Origin of the sequence: Noviherbaspirillum phoenicis (genome assembly GCF_047237965.1) — a bacterium.
Taxonomy (GTDB): domain Bacteria; phylum Pseudomonadota; class Gammaproteobacteria; order Burkholderiales; family Burkholderiaceae_D; genus Noviherbaspirillum_A.
In genome coordinates, this window is sequence record NZ_JBDFLX010000001.1 from 1,900,394 (window position 1) to 1,919,244 (window position 18,851).

The 18,851-nt window shown below is 62.6% G+C and carries 13 protein-coding genes and 1 pseudogene; 8 read left to right on the forward strand and 6 right to left on the reverse strand.

Annotation, left to right across the window (positions count from 1 at the left end; all coding sequences use genetic code 11):
- Nucleotides 1-45 precede the first annotated feature (45 nt).
- From ABC383_RS08700 to aceE, 5 genes are all read right to left on the reverse strand, one after another.
- Nucleotides 46-1,731: a hypothetical protein gene (locus ABC383_RS08700; RefSeq protein ID WP_413013168.1), complete on the reverse strand. Its 1,686-nt coding sequence runs from the start codon at nucleotides 1,729-1,731 to the stop codon at nucleotides 46-48.
- A gap of 159 nt (nucleotides 1,732-1,890) precedes the next feature.
- Nucleotides 1,891-3,993, reverse strand: coding sequence for a dihydrolipoyl dehydrogenase (gene lpdA / locus ABC383_RS08705; RefSeq protein ID WP_413013169.1), 2,103 nt, complete (start codon nucleotides 3,991-3,993; stop codon nucleotides 1,891-1,893).
- Nucleotides 3,994-4,087: 94 nt separating this feature from the next.
- Nucleotides 4,088-4,654 carry an Ntn hydrolase family protein gene (locus ABC383_RS08710; RefSeq protein WP_413013171.1) on the reverse strand — a complete coding sequence of 189 codons (567 nt, stop codon included), beginning with the start codon at nucleotides 4,652-4,654 and terminating at the stop codon, nucleotides 4,088-4,090.
- A 58-nt stretch (nucleotides 4,655-4,712) separates the two neighbouring features.
- The gene (gene aceF, locus ABC383_RS08715) at nucleotides 4,713-6,065 is read right to left on the reverse strand and encodes a dihydrolipoyllysine-residue acetyltransferase (RefSeq protein WP_413013173.1); all 1,353 of its coding nucleotides are present in this window, start codon (nucleotides 6,063-6,065) and stop codon (nucleotides 4,713-4,715) included.
- 130 nt (nucleotides 6,066-6,195) lie between these two features.
- Entirely contained in the window at nucleotides 6,196-8,892 is a 2,697-nt protein-coding gene (gene aceE, locus ABC383_RS08720) for a pyruvate dehydrogenase (acetyl-transferring), homodimeric type (protein WP_413013175.1), read from the reverse strand.
- A gap of 244 nt (nucleotides 8,893-9,136) precedes the next feature.
- On the opposite strand from aceE, the gene folD reads away from it, so the two are divergent.
- The 6 genes from folD (at nucleotide 9,137) to ABC383_RS08750 (ending at nucleotide 15,255) form a co-directional block, all read left to right on the forward strand.
- Nucleotides 9,137-9,982, forward strand: a complete 846-nt coding sequence (gene folD, locus ABC383_RS08725; protein ID WP_413013177.1) for a bifunctional methylenetetrahydrofolate dehydrogenase/methenyltetrahydrofolate cyclohydrolase FolD — start codon at nucleotides 9,137-9,139, stop codon at nucleotides 9,980-9,982.
- A gap of 4 nt (nucleotides 9,983-9,986) precedes the next feature.
- Entirely contained in the window at nucleotides 9,987-12,053 is a 2,067-nt protein-coding gene (locus ABC383_RS08730; RefSeq protein WP_413013178.1) for a M3 family metallopeptidase, read from the forward strand.
- Between the two features lie 23 nt (nucleotides 12,054-12,076).
- Nucleotides 12,077-12,706: a glutaredoxin family protein gene (locus ABC383_RS08735; protein ID WP_413013180.1), complete on the forward strand. Its 630-nt coding sequence runs from the start codon at nucleotides 12,077-12,079 to the stop codon at nucleotides 12,704-12,706.
- Nucleotides 12,707-12,720: 14 nt separating this feature from the next.
- Entirely contained in the window at nucleotides 12,721-13,152 is a 432-nt protein-coding gene (locus ABC383_RS08740; RefSeq protein WP_413013181.1) for a DNA polymerase III subunit chi, read from the forward strand.
- Nucleotides 13,149-13,790, forward strand: coding sequence for a DUF2486 family protein (locus ABC383_RS08745; protein WP_413013183.1), 642 nt, complete (start codon nucleotides 13,149-13,151; stop codon nucleotides 13,788-13,790). Before ABC383_RS08740 ends, ABC383_RS08745 begins: the two co-directional genes overlap by 4 nt.
- A gap of 148 nt (nucleotides 13,791-13,938) precedes the next feature.
- Nucleotides 13,939-15,255 (forward strand): D-amino acid dehydrogenase, encoded by a 1,317-nt coding sequence (locus ABC383_RS08750; protein WP_413013185.1) that lies wholly within the window; start codon nucleotides 13,939-13,941, stop codon nucleotides 15,253-15,255.
- Nucleotides 15,256-15,298: 43 nt separating this feature from the next.
- Here ABC383_RS08750 and ABC383_RS08755 read toward each other — a convergent pair whose 3' ends face one another.
- On the reverse strand, nucleotides 15,299-15,814 hold the full coding sequence (locus tag ABC383_RS08755) for an Lrp/AsnC family transcriptional regulator (RefSeq protein ID WP_413013187.1): 516 nt from the start codon (nucleotides 15,812-15,814) through the stop codon (nucleotides 15,299-15,301).
- 342 nt (nucleotides 15,815-16,156) lie between these two features.
- Between ABC383_RS08755 and ABC383_RS08760 the strand changes: the two are divergent.
- Nucleotides 16,157-17,297 (forward strand): annotated as a pseudogene (locus tag ABC383_RS08760) (branched-chain amino acid ABC transporter substrate-binding protein); the annotation flags it as partial.
- 185 nt (nucleotides 17,298-17,482) lie between these two features.
- Nucleotides 17,483-18,628, forward strand: a complete 1,146-nt coding sequence (locus ABC383_RS08765; RefSeq protein ID WP_413013189.1) for a branched-chain amino acid ABC transporter substrate-binding protein — start codon at nucleotides 17,483-17,485, stop codon at nucleotides 18,626-18,628.
- The last annotated feature ends 223 nt before the right edge of the window (nucleotides 18,629-18,851 follow it).

Consider the following 18,851-nt stretch of genomic DNA (forward strand, 5'->3'; position numbering starts at 1 on the left):
AATTAGCTAGGTATTCATATGACCGAATACAGAAATGAATCTGCATTACAAGTTCACATCAGCATCTAAATTCAAATTTCGAGGTGGTAATGCATTTTTTTTGTAGTCGTCCAGGCTTTTCTTGATAGCAGCCCTTAAGGATATTGTTTTTGGCGTAAGGTTACCTTCTGGCGGCGTAGGTATGTTTTCTGGAAGAACGGGCCTATGCGGCGGCGCAGGATGCGTATGTTGTGCTGACCGATTATGCAGACTTCCAAGTTTTTCATCGTCCGACCTCACAGCCTTAGGCCCTTTAGATTCCTTACCGGCAACCACTATTTCAAGGGCGTCATATAAATTATTTTCGTCAATTCTGTTAAGTACTTCAGCCAACTCTCCATTCGAAAGTCTGCGAATTTTTCCAGAAATTTCTTCAACCTTTCGCGCATTTCGCATAACTACTGTCTGCTTTTTAGCATTCGAAAATTGATTGTTCAAAAATTTCTTGGTTGGAGAAACAATATTTTCAACCCTATTGGATCCCACCCTACTTTGGCGCAGATAGGATTTACTTTTATCAGTCACGAAAGGGCTATCGTTGCCGCCTTCATCCTTGACAATTGATTTATCGCATTTCTGACTTTCGTCTTCCATCAGCCTTTGGGACCTGATCCTTATCTGATCGCAAATCTTCCTGGACACAGCGAGCGACATTCCCGCAAACATAAAGGAAAATGCCTCTCGCTTTCCTCCTCTATCGTTTTCACCTAGTTTAAAAGCAGCAGCAACCGCCCCTTTTATATTTTCTTCTGAATAACGTGGCAGACTGTCTCCGGTTTTTTTATCTTTTTCGTAAAAATCCGGATAAAGCTCCATGACAATACTTCCGTTCAGGGATCCACACACTTTTAGATAAAAATCTTTCCAAAACTTCTCGTCTTGGTTCTCAAATACGCTCTTATCGTCTCGACCTACTTCATCTGCCAAACAATACAAATTCTGGATATGCCGCAGTCCTCGATCAAGTGGCATTTTGCAATAGCTTCCCGTCGCTACTGGAGATCTGCTTCCTAATGCACGCCAGCCGGCCTGAAAAGCTTCCAAAGCCCTTTCAAGAGGAGAAAATCGTTCAACCTTGGAAATCCTTTCAGCATTGATATTGTTTGCAACAACATTATGTGCAATGACTTGCAAGGCAGGACATGTTGATACCGAAATTCCTTTGGGCACAGCCACGAGCCCATTAAGCGATCGGATACGGCCATTTGCTGCGGCTTTAAATTCAAATGTTGATTTTTTTTTATGCAACACCCTAAATATGAGTTGATCCTTTGCTGTACTGGCATGAGCACCAGCGCCCATTTCCTTATCATTATAATCATCATTATCAGAATTTTTCAGCCCGATTACATCAGCCGATTCATCCAAGCAAGGTACTTCCCTCTCCCTGGTCGCCCTTGATTTTTTTTCTTCGCAGGCTTTCGGCTCCTCAGCAAGCGAGGAAAATGCCAATTCAATGGCAGAAAGAACCTCATTCTGAAGGTCTTCCATTTCCTGCGGGGTTAGAATCAACTTTTCCAGCAAAAATTCACCCCAGGTACGCTCACGGAGAAATAAGATTTTTTCTTTTTTTTCCTTATCGATAATGTCAGCCAATCTCAACGGGCCCTGCGTCTTGTTAAGAAAGTTTTTCGCTCGGCCGAGAAAATCGTCACGTTTCGATCCATCGATACCGCTGATTTGTAATTTCATTATTTCCTTTCGCAAACCAAGATAGCTGCTACTGTTGACCATAGCCAACTTTCAACCTTTCTTCGTACGCCGCACGAAAAGCAAGGTTCCTTAAGGAATAAAAAAACGGTGGAAGCGCTTTCGCGCTTCCACCGTTCGCCTTGATACCGCCCTGCCGCCTTACTTTTTCTTCGGCACGTACAGATCCGTAATCACCCCCAGCCCCATCTCCGCCGCGAACATCGGCGTCTCCGACAGCGTCGGATGCGCATGGATGGTCAGCGCCAGGTCTTCCAGGTCCGCGCCCATCTCCATCGCCAGCACGGTCTCGGCCAGCAGTTCACCTGCATTCACGCCAACGATGCCGGCGCCGATGATGCGCTTGGTTTCCGGGTCCCACAGCAGCTTGGTCATGCCATCGTCGCGGCCCATGGCCAGCGCGCGGCCGGAGGCGGCCCAGGGGAAATTGGCTTTCTCATAGGGGATGCCCTGCGACTTGGCGTCGTTCTCGGTCAGGCCCATCCATGCCACTTCGGGGTCGGTGTAGGCCACCGAAGGAATGGTCATCGGGTCGAACTCGACCTTGTGGCCGCCGATCACTTCCGCCGCCACCTTGGCTTCGTTGGTGGCCTTGTGGGCCAGCATCGGGTCGCCGCAGATGTCGCCGATCGCATAGATGTGGCCGACGTTGGTGCGCTGCTGGCGGTCCACCGGGATGAAGCCGCGCTCGTTGACGATCACGCCCGCCTTCTCCGCGCCAATGTCGCGGCCGTTCGGGCGGCGGCCCACTGCCATCAGCACCATGTCGTAGAGCTGCGGTTCGGCCGGCGCGTTGGCGCCCTCGAAGGTGGCCAGCAGGCCGTCTTCGCGCGCTTCCAGCTTGGTGACCTTGGTCTTGAGGTAGATGCCCTCGTAGCGCTTCTCGATGCGCTTCTGCAGCGGCTTGACGATGTCGCGGTCGGCGGCCGGGATCAGGCCGTCGGCGAATTCCACCACGGTGATCTTCGTGCCCAGCGCGTCATAGACGCAGGCCATTTCCAGGCCGATGATGCCGCCGCCGATCACCAGCATGCGCTTCGGGATCTGGCGCAGTTCCAGCGCGCCGGTGGAGTCGATCACGCGCGGATCGTCATACGGGAAGCCGGGGATGCGCGCGACCGACGAGCCGGCCGCGATGATCGCGTTCTTGAAGGCGATGGTCTTGCTGCCTTCGGCGGTTTCCACCGTCAGCGTATTGGCCGACGAGAACGCCGCCTTGCCATGCACCACCTGCACCTTGCGCGCACGCGCCAGGCCCGACAGGCCGCCGGTCAGCTTCTTGACCACGCTGTCCTTCCAGCCGCGCAGGCCGTCGAGGTCGATCTCGGGCGCGGACATCTTCACGCCGAAATGCGACATCTCCTCGGCTTCGGTAATCACCTTGGCCGCATGCAGCAGCGCCTTGGACGGAATGCAGCCCACGTTCAGGCAGACGCCGCCCAGCGAGGCATAGCGCTCCACCAGCACGACCTTCTGGCCCAGGTCGGCGGCACGGAAGGCGGCGGTGTAGCCGCCAGGGCCGGCGCCCAGCACCAGGGTCTCGCATTCGATATCGGCCTGGCCGCTGAAGCTGGCGGCAGTCGGCGCCTGCACCGGCGCGGCGGGGGCAGCGGCAGCAGGCGCTGCGGCCGGAGCCGGCGCAGCGGCGGCGCCCTGCCCTTCCAGCACCAGCAATGGCGAGCCCTTGGACACCTTGTCGCCCAGCTTGACCTTCAGCTCCTTTACCACGCCGGCATGACTGGACGGGATCTCCATGCTGGCCTTGTCGGATTCCACCGTGATCAGCGACTGGTCGACGCTGACGGTATCGCCCGGCTTGACCAGCACCTCGATCACTTCCACTTCCTTGAAGTCACCGATGTCGGGTACCTCGACATGGATGATGCCGCCGGTTGCGGCCGGGGCGGCCGCCGCAGGTGCAGGTGCAGCGGCAGGCGCCGGCGCAGCAGCAGGAACTGGTGCAGCAGCGGGCGCAGCGGCAGCCGGTGCCGCCTCTTGCGCTTCGCCTTCCGTTTCCAGCATCAGCAGCAGCGAGCCTTCGGCCACCTTGTCGCCCAGCTTGACCTTCAGCTCCTTCACCACGCCGGCCTGGCTGGACGGAATCTCCATGCTGGCCTTGTCCGACTCCACCGTGATCAGCGACTGGTCCACCGCAATCCGGTCGCCCGGCTTGACCAGCACCTCGATCACTTCCACTTCCTTGAAATCCCCGATGTCGGGAACCTTGATTTCAACCAGGCTCATCACATAGCTCCATGTTCTGCCCGGGCCGCCCATCTGGCGCGCGCCGGGGAATTGTTATTGCTCCCTGCAGGGACAAAGCGGGAGGATGGGTGTTTCATTGCATCGCGATACTGTGGATCTGCATGGGTCCGGCCGAATTCTTGTCGAACTCGATGCCGGCCGCCACGCCCACCTCGGCAATCCGGCGCGCCGACTCCAGGCTGTCGTAGACCGCGTGCATCGCGCCCAGCGCAAAGTTGCGGCCGCTGCCTATGCCCCAGAAACGGTCGAAGGCAAAGACTTCACGATAGGAATAGACGCCGAAGATGCCATGCGGATTGGCGATCAGCGAGATCAGCTGCGACGACTCGTACGGATCGTCCTCGTCTTCCCGGGTGTTGAGGAAATACTTTTCCTTCAGGATGTTGTGCACCCGGGTATAGGTTTCGAAGACCTCGTCCTTGCTGCCCAGCCGGCAGTCGTCGCCCATCTCGGTCAGCACCTTGCGCATGACCGGGAAATGGGCGGTGGTGCCGGCCAGCGTGACCCAGGACGCGCCGACCTGGAAGATCTTGCTGTTGGCCTCGTAATTGCCGGGCAGCCGGGTGTCGCCGAACGTCACCAGCGAATCGGCGGCGATCGCAACCTCTCCATTCTTTCTGACGACGACACAGGTGGTCATTGCAGATCTCCAAACGACGGGCGGCCGGCTTGACAGGCTCCTCGGGCCGCCCTGCCCATTACAGCAGCGTCTTGCGCATGTCGCCCAGCACTTCGGACAGGTAGACCGTGAAGCGGGCCGCCATCGCGCCATCGATCACGCGGTGGTCATAGGACAGCGAGGTCGGCATCATCAGGCGCGGCACGAACTGCTTGCCGTCCCAGACCGGCTTGAACTCGGACTTGGACAAGCCCAGGATTGCGACTTCCGGCGCATTGATGATGGGCGTAAAGGCCGTGCCGCCGATGCCGCCCAGCGACGAGATGGTGAAGCTGGCGCCCTGCATGTCGGCCGGTTTCAGCTTGCCGTCGCGGGCCTGGGCCGAGAGTTCGCCCATTTCCTGGGCGATCTGGGCAACGCCCTTCTTGTCGGCATCCTTCACCACCGGAACCACTAGGCCGTTGGGCGTGTCGGCGGCAAAGCCGATGTGGTAGTACTGCTTCAGGATCAGGTTCTCGCCCTTGGCATCCAATGAAGAATTGAAGACCGGGAATTTTTTCAGCGCGGCCACCGATGCCTTGATCACGAAGGCCAGCATGGTCAGCTTCACGCCCGACTTGGCCATCGCGGCATTGGCCGACTTGCGGAATTCCTCCAGCTCGGTGATGTCGGCCTGGTCGTACTGGGTTACGTGCGGAATCATTACCCAGTTGCGGTGCAGGTTCGGGCCGCTGATCTTCTTGATGCGCGACAGCGGCTGCAGCTCGGTGGCGCCGAACTTGGAGAAGTCCAGCGACGGCCACGGCAGCAGGTCCAGGCCCACGCCGCTGCCCTTGGCAGCCGAAGCGGGCGCTGCGGCCGCGGCGGCGCCGCCGGCAATCACGCCCTTCACATACCCCTGCACGTCCTGCTGGGTGATGCGGCCTTTCGGACCGCTGCCCTTGACCTGGGTCAGGTCCACGCCCAGTTCGCGGGCGAACTTGCGAATCGACGGCGACGCATGCGGCTTGATGCCGTTGGCCGAGGCCACCGGCGCGGCAGCGGGTGCCGGCGCAGGCGCCGGGGTGGGCGCTGCGGGCGCAGGCGCCGGTGCCGGCGCGGCTGCTGCAGGCGCAGGCGTCGGTGCGGCGGCCGCGGGCGCCGGGGCGGCGGCTGCAGGCGCAGGCGCCGGAGCAGCCGGCGCTGCGGCCGCGCCCTCGGTTTCCAGCATCAGCAACAGCGTGCCTTCCGCCACCTTGTCGCCCAGCTTGACCTTCAGCTCCTTGACCACGCCGGCCTGGCTGGACGGGATCTCCATGCTGGCCTTGTCCGACTCGACCGTGATCAGCGACTGGTCCACCGCCACCGTGTCGCCCGGCTTGACCAGCAGCTCAATGACTTCGACTTCCTTGAAATCGCCGATATCCGGGACTTTGACTTCCACCATGCTCATTGTTCTAGCTCCGTTTTATGTCCGCCGCTTGCCAAAAAAAGTCCGGGAAAGGAAGCGCCGCGGCATGGCTGCCGTGATGCTTGCGGTTCCCGGACCCGTTTGGGCATGACAGGGGATTCGTTAGTCTTGTTTACACTGTGACCGGATTCGGCTTGTTCGGATTGATGCCGTACTTCTCGATGGCCTGGGTGACGACACCCGAGGACAGCACGCCCTCATCGGCCAGCGACTTCAGCGCGGCAACCACGACATAGTAGCGGTTGACCTCGAAGAATTCACGCAGCTTGGCGCGGGAGTCCGAGCGGCCGAAGCCGTCGGTGCCCAGCACCTTGTAGCTGCGCCCTTTCGGCACATAGGCGCGGACCTGCTCGGCGAACACCTTCATGTAGTCGGTCGACACCACGATCGGGCCGGACGTCGGCGCCAGGCACTGGGCCAGGTGCGACAGGCGCGCCGGCTCGGACGGATGCAGCATGTTCCAGCGCTCGACCTCGGCGCCGTCGCGGGCCAGCAGGTTGAACGACGGCGCGGACCAGACGTCGGACTCGATGCCCCAGTCATTGCGCAGCAGTTCGCTGGCGGCGATGACTTCGCGCAGGATGGTGCCGGAGCCCATCAGCTGCACGCGGTGCTTGGAGTCCTTGCCGCCTTCCTGCAGCAGGTACAGGCCTTTCAGGATGCCCTCTTCCTGGCCTGGCTTGATGCCCGGATGCGCGTAGTTCTCGTTCATCAGGGTGATGTAATAGAACACGTCTTCCTGGTTTTCCACCATGCGGCGCAGGCCGTCATGCATGATCACCGCGACTTCATGGGCGAAGGTCGGGTCGTAGGACATGCAGTTCGGGATGGTCGACGCCAGCACCTGGCTGTGGCCGTCCTCGTGCTGCAGGCCTTCGCCGTTCAACGTGGTGCGGCCGGCGGTGCCGCCGAGCAGGAAGCCGCGGGCGCGCATGTCGCCGGCGGCCCATGCCAGGTCGCCGATGCGCTGCAGGCCAAACATCGAGTAGAAGGTGTAGAACGGGATCATCACCGTGTTGTTGGTGGAGTACGACGTCGCCGCCGCGATCCACGAGCTCATCGCGCCCGCCTCGTTGATGCCTTCCTGCAGGATCTGGCCGGCCTTGTCCTCGCGGTAATAGCTGACCTGGTCCTTGTCGACCGGCTCGTAGAGCTGGCCGCGCTGGTTGAAGATGCCGATCTGGCGGAACAGGCCTTCCATGCCGAAGGTGCGCGCCTCGTCCACCAGGATGGGCACCACGCGCTTGCCGAGGTTGGCATCGCGCAGCAGCACGGTCAGCACCCGGACGTAGGCCTGGGTGGTGGAAATCTCGCGGCCTTCCGCGGTCGGGTCGAGCACGGCCTTGAAGGCTTCCAGCGGCGGCACCGGCAGGGTCTCGTCGGCCTTCACGCGGCGCTGCGGCAGGTAGCCGCCCAGGGCCTTGCGGCGCTCGTGCAGGTACACCATTTCCGGCGCGTCGTCGGCCGGCTTGAAGAACGGCACTTCGGCCAGCTTGTCGTCCGGGATGGGGATGTTGAAGCGGTCGCGCATTTCGCGGATCGCCTGGTCGTCGAGCTTCTTGGTCTGGTGCGCGGTGTTGCGCGCCTCGCCCGACTTGCCCATGCCAAAGCCCTTGACGGTCTTGACCAGCAGCACGGTCGGCGTGCCCTTGTTCTCGACAGCGGCCTTGAAGCCGGCATAGATCTTGTGCGGGTCATGGCCGCCGCGGGTCAGGCGCCAGATGTCGTCGTCGCTCATGTTGGCGACCATTTCCAGCAGCTTCGGATGCTTGCCGAAGAAATGCTTGCGCACGTAGGCGCCGTCCTTGGCCTTGTAGTTCTGGTACTCGCCGTCGACGGTTTCCATCATCACCTTCTGCAGGATGCCGTCCTTGTCGCGCCGCAGCAGGTCGTCCCAGCCCGGACCCCAGATCACCTTGATCACGTTCCAGCCGGCGCCGCGGAAGTCGGCTTCCAGTTCCTGGATGATCTTGCCGTTGCCGCGCACCGGACCGTCCAGGCGCTGCAGGTTGCAGTTGACCACCATGATCAGGTTGTCCAGCATCTCGCGGCCGGCCATGCCGATCGCGCCCATCGATTCCGGCTCGTCCATCTCGCCGTCGCCGCAGAATACCCAGACCTTGCGGTTCTCGGTGTTGGCCAGGCCGCGGGCATGCAGGTACTTCAGGAAACGCGCCTGGTAGATGGCCATCAGCGGGCCCAGGCCCATGGAGACGGTCGGGAACTGCCAGTAGTCCGGCATCAGCTTCGGATGCGGATAGGAAGACAGGCCGCCCCCGTCGACTTCGCGGCGGAAGTTCAGCAGCTGGTCGTCCGACAGCCGGCCTTCCAGGTAGGAACGGGCATAAATGCCAGGCGAGGAATGGCCCTGCAGGTACAGCAGGTCGCCGCCATGGTCCGCGGTCGGCGCATGCCAGAAATGGTTGAAGCCGATGCCCAGCATATTGGCCAGCGAGGCGAAGCTGGAGATATGGCCGCCGAGGTCGCCGTCGGCGCGGTTGGCCTTGACCACCATGGCCATGGCGTTCCAGCGCATCCAGGAACGCAGCCGCTCCTCATACTCGAGATTGCCGGGGCAGTGTACCGTCAGGTGCGCAGGGATGGTGTTGACGTAGGCGGTATTGCTGGAAAACGGGATGTGGGCGCCGCGCCTGCGGGCCAGGTCGACCATGCGCTCCATCAGGTAGTGGGCGCGCTCCGGGCCTTCGTTTTCGATAACGGCTTCGAGCGCGTCGAGCCATTCCTTGGTTTCCATTACATCGGGATCGTTGGCGGCTTGCGCCATTACCTGGTCGAGCTGGGCAGACATCGTGCGTCTCCTATCTTTGCCGGATTGGTTTAGACATCGCGGGCGTGGGTTTGTTACAGGCGTGACTTGTGGGATGAACAACCCGCGCATTTTATCAGCGAAATTTGAAATTTCAAACTACGATATACGTTTTCATAATGTGGGATTTACTGTGCAGCGCAACATCGTCTGCGCCGTGTTCCCGGAGCGGCAAGCGCCCAAGCCCCCTTATAATCCGGTTTTCCAACCGCAACCTCCCTTCATCATGTCTGCACAAATCATCAATGGCACCCTGCTCTCCCAACAACTGCGCACCGACGTCGCGCGCCGCGCCGCCGCGCTGAGCGCGCAAGGCCGCCAGCCGGGCCTGGCCGTGGTGCTGGTGGGCGACAATCCGGCCTCCCAGGTCTATGTGCGCAACAAGGTGAAAGCGTGCGAGGACAATGGCCTCTATTCCGTTCTGGAGAAGTACGACGCCACGCTGTCGGAGGCGCAGCTCCTGGAACGCATCGCCGCGCTGAATGCCGACCCGAAGATCAACGGCATCCTGGTGCAACTGCCGCTGCCGGCCCATATCGACTCGCACAAGGTGCTGGAAGCGATCGCACCCGAAAAGGATGTCGACGGCTTTCATATCAGCAATGCCGGCCTGCTGATGACGGGCCAGCCGCTGTTTCGTCCCTGCACGCCCTACGGCGTGATGAAGATGCTGGAGTCGATCGACTATCCGGTGCGCGGCGCGCATGCGGTAGTGGTCGGCGCATCCAACATCGTCGGCAAGCCGCAGGCGATGCTGCTCTTGCAGGCCGGCGCCACGGTCACCATCTGCAACTCCAAGACCCGCGACCTGGGCCACCATACCCGCCAGGCCGACATCCTGGTGGTGGCCACCGGCAAGCGCAACATCGTCACCGCCGACATGATCAAACCGGGCGCAGTCGTCATCGACGTCGGCATGAACCGGGACGACAACGGTAAATTGTGCGGAGACGTCGATTTTGAAAACGCCAAGGAAGTCGCCGGCTGGATCACGCCCGTCCCGGGCGGGGTCGGCCCGATGACCATCACCATGCTGCTGGTAAACACCATAGAAGCCGCCGAGAGAACCTGAACCTATGAATGCACAGACCAATCCCCTGCTCGACTTTTCCGACCTGCCGCGTTTCGACACCTTCGCGCCGGAGTTCGTCACCCCCGCCATCGACAGCCTGCTGAGTGAATGCCGCGAGGTGGTGGCGCGGCTGGAAGCCTCCACCGACCCGGCCAGCTGGTCCAATTTCGTGGAACCGCTGGAACAGGCAACCGAGAAGCTGGGCCGGGCATGGGGCGTGGTCGGACATCTGAACGCGGTGGTGGACACGCCGGAACTGCGCGCGGTGTACAACGAGAATCAGCCCAGGGTCACCGAGTTCTGGACCGCGCTGGCGCAGAATCCGGCGCTGTTCGAGAAATACAAGGCATTGAAGAACAGTGCCGACTTCGCCACGCTGACGCCGGCGCGCAGGAAGATCATCGAGAATGCGCTGCGCGACTTCCATCTGGGCGGCGCCGACCTGCCGGACGACAAGAAGGCGCGCTTTGCGGCGATCCAGGAACGCCAGGCGGAACTGGCCACCAAATTCTCGGAAAACGTGCTCGACGCCACCAATGCCTACGAACTGATCGTCGAGGATGAGGCACGCCTGTCCGGCCTGCCCGACGACGTGCGCCAGGCCGCCCGCGCCTCCGCCGAAAAGGCCGGCAAGCCGGGCTACCGCTTCACCCTGCATTTCCCCTCCTATTTCCCGGTGCTGCAGTATGCAAACGACCGCGCGCTGCGCGAGACCATCTACCGCGACAACGCCACCAAGGCATCCGAACTGGGCGCGAAGCCGGAGTGGGACAACACCGCCCTCATCAGCGAACTGCTGCAGCTGCGGCAGGAGGAAGCCCAGCTGCTGGGCTACAGCAACTATGCAGAAGTGTCGCTGGTGCCCAAGATGGCCGAGACGCCGCAGCAGGTGATCGGCTTCCTGGAAGACCTGGCGCAGCGCGCCCGCCCCTTCGCCGGAAAGGACCTGGAGGAAGTGCGCGCCTTTGCCAAAGCGGAACTGGGCATAGACCAGCTCGAAGCCTGGGACCTGGCCTATGCCTCGGAAAAGCTGCGCCAGAAGCGGTATGCGTTTTCCGAGCAGGAGGTCAAGCAGTACTTCCCGGAGCACAAGGTGGTGGACGGCCTGTTCCGCCTGATCGAAAAGCTGTTTTCGGTGAAGATCGCGCCGGACAGCGCGCCGGTCTGGCACAAGGATGTGAGCTTCTTCCGCATCGAGCGCGACGGCCGCCTGCTGGGCCAGTTCTATCTCGACCTGTATGCCCGCACCGGCAAGCGCGGCGGCGCCTGGATGAACGACGCCCGCGGCCGCCGTCTGGCCGGCGAAGCGGTACAGACGCCAGTTGCCTACCTGACCTGCAACTTCACCGAGCCGGCGGTGGTCGACGGCAAGGCGCGGCCGGCGCTGTTCACCCATGACGAGGTGAATACCCTGTTCCATGAATTCGGCCATGGACTGCATCACATGCTGACCCAGGTCGACGAGCTGGGCGTGTCCGGCATTTCCGGGGTGGAATGGGATGCGGTCGAGCTGCCCTCCCAGTTCATGGAAAACTTCTGCTGGGAATGGGACGTGCTGCAGAACATGAGCGCCCATATCGACACCGGGGCACCGCTGCCGCGCGCGCTGTTCGACAAGATGACCGCGGCGAAGAACTTCCAGTCCGGCCTGCAGATGCTGCGCCAGGTCGAGTTCTCGCTGTTCGACATGCACCTGCACTACGACTACGACCCGCGCGGCCAGCGCAGCGTGCAGGACGTGCTGGACGACGTGCGCCGCCGCTTCGCGGTAATGATTCCGCCATCCTTCAACCGCTTCCAGAATTCCTTCGGCCATATCTTCGCCGGCGGCTATGCGGCTGGCTACTACAGCTACAAATGGGCCGAGGTGCTGTCCGCCGACGCCTACAGCGCCTTCGAGGAAGCCAGCGGCAGCGGCGACGAGGAGCACCTGGCCGAAGCCGGCCGCCGCTTTCTGGCCGAGATCCTGTCGGTGGGCGGTTCACGTCCGGCGCTGGAATCGTTCAAGGCCTTCCGCGGCCGCGAACCGGAAATCGATGCGCTGCTGCGGCATAGCGGCATGACCGCCTGACGCTGCGAGCCGGGAGAATCACGATGACCAGAAACATCACACTGCTGCCGATCGCCCTGCTGGCCTGCGCCACGCTGGCCCAGGCCGAGCTCTACAAGTCGGTCGGGCCGGACGGGCGCGTCACCTACAGCGACACGCCCACCGCCAAGGCCCAGCCGGTCGATACCCGCAAGGCGCCGGTCGCTTCCGTCAGCGGCACCGCGCTGCCCTACGAACTGGCGCTGGTGGCCAGGGCGCATCCGGTGACGCTCTACACCTCCGACAAGTGCCCGCCCTGCTTTTCGGCGCGCAACCTGCTGGCCAAGCGCGGCGTGCCCTATGTCGAGAAAATCGTCAGCAGCAATGAGGACATTGCCGCTCTGGCCGCCGTTGCCGGCGAGGCGCGCCTGCCCTTGCTGACCATAGGCGCAGTCAAGGAACAGGGCTTCGAGGAAGGCATCTGGAACCGGGCATTGTCGGCGGCAGGCTATCCGCAAACCAGCCAGCTGCCGGCCAGCTGGCGCAATCCGCCGCCCCAGGCCGCGGCGCCAGCCCAGGCCGAACCGGCGCCGCCTCCCGCCGCGCCGGTTGCCCAGCAGCGCCGCGAGCCGGCCGGTCTTCCGGCCGAAGCGCCGCCGCCTGCCGGCAAGGCGCCGCCGGGATTCCGGTTTTGAGCCAGGCAAGTGCAATGACCCGCATCGACTTTCACAGCAACGTGCCGGATAAGGTCGCCTACGCCTGCCGGCTGGTGCGCAAGGCGCGGTCGCAGAACCTGCGGGTGGTGATGCTGGCCGCCGATGCCGACCAGCTGCGCCAGCTCGATGAAAGCCTGTGGACCTTTTCCGACCTCGACTTCCTGCCGCATGTAACGGCCGACAGCCCGCTGGCGGCGCAGACGCCGATCCTGCTGATGCAAGCCGGCGCCGAGACGGACGACCTGCCGCATCACCAGATCCTGGTGAACCTGTCGCAGCAGCCGCCGGCCCACTTCGCCCGCTTCGAGCGCATGTTCGAGATCGTTTCCTCGGAAGATGCCGACCGCCTGGCAGGCCGCGAACGCTATCGCCATTACCAGCAGCGCGGCTATCCCCTAACCCATTACGACGCCGATAAAGCATGAGCACACCCCCGCGCGACGCCGGCATCCCGATGCTGACCGAGGTGATCAACGATGCGGATATGGAGCTGACCGGCCCGCCCGAACTGGTCGAGCCTCTTTCCGAGGCGGAGCAACGGGCGGCAGGCCTGCTCGATCACGATGCGGCGCAGGCGGCTGCGCCGCATGGCCTGGCGGTGGAAGAGCCGGCACCGGCACCGGCGTCGCCGGCCGCTGCCGCGCCGGAGCCGAAGCCCGACCTGGCATTGCCGCAACCGCAACCGCAATTTGCGCCGGCGTATCCGCTTCCGCTCAAGCCTGCCGCCGTGGCGGCGCCCGCAGCGGCCGCCCCGCGGGCCGTTCCCCCGTCCTTCCCGCCGGCCGCCGAGCCGGCGAGGCCTGACGCCCAGCCGGCCGCCATGGACGACGAGGAATGGCAACGCATGGAACGCCGGGTGCGAGAACGCATCCTGGGTCAGCTGCTGTCGCGCACCGACGCGATGCTGGAGGAACGCATCCGCGCCAGCCTGACCGGCGTGGTCGAGCAGGCCGTGGAAGGCCTGGCCGCCAGCCTGCGGCTGAGTCTGCACAAGACGCTGGAAGATGTGGTGTCGCGCGCGGTGGCGCAGGAAATTACCCGTCTGCAATCTTCTAAAAAATAAAACTTTTTAGCGAATTTTTGTTTTTATAAACAAAAATTGCAGCGCAACGCGGGAAGCACAAAAATTTCCGCCTTGTTTTGTTCGCTCAAAAAAACTGGAATTTCTTACAATTCCGCCTATCGGATTGCATCGCATCGGGGAGAGCGAAATGGAGGTCATGGTTTTGGGTTCGGGCATTATCGGGACGGCATCGGCGTGGTTTCTGCGCCAGGCCGGTCATGAAGTCACGGTGATCGAGCGCCAGCCCGGCGCCGCGCAGGAGACCAGCTTCGCCAACGGCTGCCAGATCTCGGTGTCGCATGCCGAACCCTGGGCCAATCCGGCCGCGCCGATGAAAGTGCTGAAATGGCTGGGCCGGGAAGATGCGCCGCTGCTGTTCCGGCTACGTCCTGAATGGCTGCAATGGCGCTGGGGCCTGCAATTCCTGCGCGAATGCACGGCCGCCCGCACCGACCACAACATCCGCCAGATCGTCGCCCTCTGCGAATACAGCCGACAGACGCTGCAGGCAGTGCGCGCCGAGACCGGCATCGAATATGACCACCTGACCCGCGGCATCCTGCATTTCTATACCGAGCAGCGCGACTTCGACGAGTCGCTGCGCGCCGCCAAACTGATGCGCGACCTCGGCTGTCCGCGCCAGTCGATCGATGCCGACGAGGTGGTGCGCATCGAGCCCGCGCTGGCCGCCTCGCGCGACCGCATCGTCGGCGGCGACTACACCGCCACCGATGAATCGGGCGATGTCTACAAGTTCACCACCGGCCTGGCTGACCGCGCCGAACAGGCCGGCGTGGCATTCCGCTTCAACACCACGGTGACCCGGCTGCTGACCGAAGGCGCCGGCGCTTCAGCCCGCATCACCGGCGTGGAAGTGATCGACGAGCATGGCGTGCACCGCACCCTGCGCGCCGACGCCTATGTGATGGCGATGGGCAGCTTCAGCGAGCAGTTGATGAAGCCGCTGGGCATCGATCTGATGATCTATCCGGGCAAGGGCTACTCGGCCACCTACAAGGTGACCAACCCCGACGCCGCGCCCACGGTTTCGCTGACCGACGACGGCTACAAGCTGGTGGTGTCGCGCCTGGGCGACCGCCTGCGGGTAGCCGGCACCTGTGAGCTCAACGGCTATACCCGCGAACTCAACACCACCCGCTGCGAAGCCATCACCCGCCGCACCCGCGAGCTGTTTCCGGATGCCTGCGACTACGACAACCCGGCCTACTGGACCGGCCTGCGTCCGCTGACGCCGTCCAACGTGCCCTACGTGGGCAAGAGCCGCTACGGCAACCTGTTCTTGAACACCGGCCACGGCACGCTGGGCTGGACCATGGGCTGCGGCTCCGGACGGGCCATCGCCGAGATCGTGTCGGGCCGCCAGCCCGAGGTGGACTTCGCCTTCACCGGCATGGAACGCCCGCGCGGCGCCGCCTTCCCGGGCAAGCAGGTGGCAAGCGCCTGACGCATTGCCTTCTGCAGCAGGGGCGCCGACAGGGCGCCCTTTTTTATTTCTGGCGTTCCGCCCTCACCTGCAGTTCCGCCGCCTTCTCATCGAATGCAATGCGGGTGACGAACTTGGCGCGCTTCATCGGGAAGCGCGACTGGAAATGCCGCACATTGCCCGACCCCGAAATGGCGCGGCGCACGAACTGGTAATACGCATCCATGTCCAGCACATGCACCACCAGGAAATAGTCGTAATCCCCGGACACGAAATAGCATTGCAGCACCTCGGCCTCGCGGTTCATGCGGGCCTCGAACTCCTTCATCTGTTCGTCCGACTGGTTGTTCAGCGACACCTCCAGGAACGCCATCATGCCGTAGCCGATGGCGAACGGGTCCACCAGCGCGACGTCGGCGCTGATGATGCCCGCCTCGCGCAGTTCCCGCATGCGGCGCAGGCAGGTCGGCTGCGACACATGCACCTTGTCGGCCAGTTCCCTGGTCGGAATCTGATTGTCCTTCTGCAGCAGGTTGAGGATCTTGCGGTCGACCTTGTCTAGCGGGCGAAATATGGGCATGGCGATGTGTGGTTGGGCTGACGGATGCAGGCGCTGCCGCGGTGACGGAAGAAAGACGCGCGTGCAAGTCTAATGCCTGCGCGCGGGTTGCAGCAACCGTGCGCGACTGCCATCGTCCTGCCGGCATCTTCCGCAGATGCAAGGACACACGGATACGCGACCCGACCGGCGCTTCCACTTGCGCATCGCTATCGAACAAGGCGCGACCGAAGGTGACGAACCGGGGGCATTGCCACGCAACTGAACGCCAGCGCGAGGTCCGGCCATGCCGGCAGACGATTGCCGGCGCCAGGCTGCAGCGCAGTGGCAAGGGCCGCCATCTCAATCTTCAGGAGCAAGTCCATGCTGTTTATTCCAAAAAAAGGTCCGGTCGCGGCCGCGATCGCACTTTTCTGCGGCGCTGCCGTTGCGCAGGAAACCGTGGTCCGCCTGGGCCATGTGGCGCCCATGTCCGACGAGCAGGCCCATTACGGCAGGGACAATGCCAACGGCGCCCTCCTCGCTGTCGAGGACCTCAATGCCAGGGGCATCGCCATAGGCGGCAAGAAGGTCAGGTTTGAACTGCTCAATGAAGACGATGCCGCCGATCCCAAGCAGGCCACGGCGGTGGCCTACAAGCTGGTCGACGCCCGGGTCAATGGCGTGATCGGCCACCTGAACTCCGGCACCACCATCCCTGCCTCGCGCATCTATCACGACGCCGGCATTCCACAGATAACGGGTTCGGCCACCAATCCCAAATACACCCACCAGGGCTATGGCACCGCATTCCGTCTTGTAGCCAATGATGGTCAGCTCGGCAGCAGGCTGGGCAGATATGCAATCGACACGCTGCAGGCAAAGAGCATCGCGGTCATCGACGACCGCACCGCTTACGGCCAGGGCGTGGCCAGCGAGTTCATCAGGGGGTGCCAGGGCAGCCCTGCCCGGCGTGCGGATCAGCCAGGAGTACACCACCGACAAGGCCACCGATTTCACCGCCCTTCTCACCACCATCAAGGGCAAGCATCCGGACATCGTCTTCTTTGGCGGCACGGACAACGTCGGCGGCCCCATGCTGCGCCAGATGAAGCAGCTGCGCATCAACGCCAGATTCATGGGCAGCGACGCCATCTGCACCACTGGCCTGCCCGAACTGGCGGGCGACGCGCTGATCGACGACCAGGTCATCTGCCTGGAAGCAGGCGTCAGCGACGCCAGTGAAAAACGCATGGCGCAGTTCACCGAACGCTACAGGCAGCGCTTCCACACGGACGTGCGGCAGTATGCGCCCTATGTCTACGACGCCGTGATGACCATGGCGGCCGCAATGCAAAAGGCCGATTCTGCCGAGCCGGCGTAGTACCTGCCGGAACTGGCCAGGATCAGCTACCACGGCATCACTGGCCCGATCGCCTTCGATGCCAACGGCGACATCAGGGACCGGGAGCTGGTCCTGTTCACCTACAAGGGCGGCAGGAAGGAAAGGATCGCCGTCCTCAGGCAAGGCCCGCTGCCGCACATGCACCTCGTCCAGCCAGTTTCCCGGTCCACGTTTCGCGTTGCCGTACGGACGGGAGCGCTTTGCGCCTGGCCGGCTCGGGCGAAACCGGGACGGCGAAGACGGCGCAGCGCCGGACCTGGCCATAGCAGCAATCATCGAAGATCGCAAACCAAAGGAGGAAATCCATGCAATCCATTTCACGAATGCTTCCCGTCGCAGCCGCCATTGCCCTGCTCGCCGGTTCAACTTTTGCACAGGAGGCGGCCATCCGGCTTGGCCATGCAGGACCGCTGTCCGGGGGAGAGGCGCACCTGGGCCGGGACACTGCCAACGGCGCTATCCTGGCTGTGGAAGACCTCAATGCCCGCGGCATCGCCATCGGCGGCAGGAAAGCCAGGTTTGTGCTGTTGAATGAAGACGACGCCGCCGATCCCAGGCAGGGTACCGCGGTGGCGCAGAAGCTGGCCGACGCCAGGGTCAACGGCGTGATCGGCCATATGGACTCCGGCACCACCATCCCCGCCTCGCGCATCTATCACGACGCCGGCATCCCGCAGATCTCGCCCTCGGCCACCAATCCCAAGTACACCCGCCAGGGTTACAAGACCGCTTTCGTCATGGTCGCCAATGATGCGCATCTTGGCGGCACGCTGGGCAGGTATGCGGTCGAGACCATGAAGGCCAGGAACATTGCCGTCATCGACGACCGTACGGCCTACGGCCAGGGCCTGGCCAGCGAGTTCGTCAAGGCCGCCAGGGCAGCGCTGCCGGGTGTGCAGATCACCCAGCAGTACACCACCGACAAGGCCACCGACTTCCAGGCCATCCTGACTGCCATCAAGGGCAAGAAGCCGGACATCGTCTTCTTCGGCGGTTCGGACAATGTCGGCGGCCCGATGCTGCGGCAGATGAAGCAGTTGGGCATCGATGCCAGGTTCATGGGCGGCGACGGGATCTGCACCACCGAACTGCCCAGGCTGGCCGGCGACGGCCTCCTCGACAACCAGATGGTTTGCGCAGCAAATGGCGGCATCACCGGCGACAGGGAAAAGGACATGGCCCGGTTCATCGAACGCTACAGGAAGCGCTTCAGCATGGATGTTCTGGCCTACGCGCCCTTTGCCTACGATGCGGTAATGACCATGGCGGCTGCGATGCAAAAGGCCGATTCGGCCGAGCCGGCGAAGTACCTGCCCGAACTGGCCAGCATCCGCCACGAGGGCGTGACCGGCCCGATCGCCTTCGACGCCAGGGGCGACATCAAGGACGGCATGGTGACCCTGTTTACTTTCAGGGGCGGCAGGAAGGAGAGGATCGCCGTCGTCAAATAGCCCTGCTGCAGACGAACAAAACGCCGGCTCGCAGCCGGCGTTGTCGCATGTGGCAAGCCATTCTTGCCGGAAAGGCATCCGTTTCGCTGCAGCATCTTGGGCAACCTTCCATGCCTTCGTTTCCGGCGCGGCCCGGCCGGCAATTCAGTCATTCAGAAAATCAGCAGAAACCTGCATAATGACGCGGCACCAGGATACCGCCGGAGACACTCGCGACCGCCCA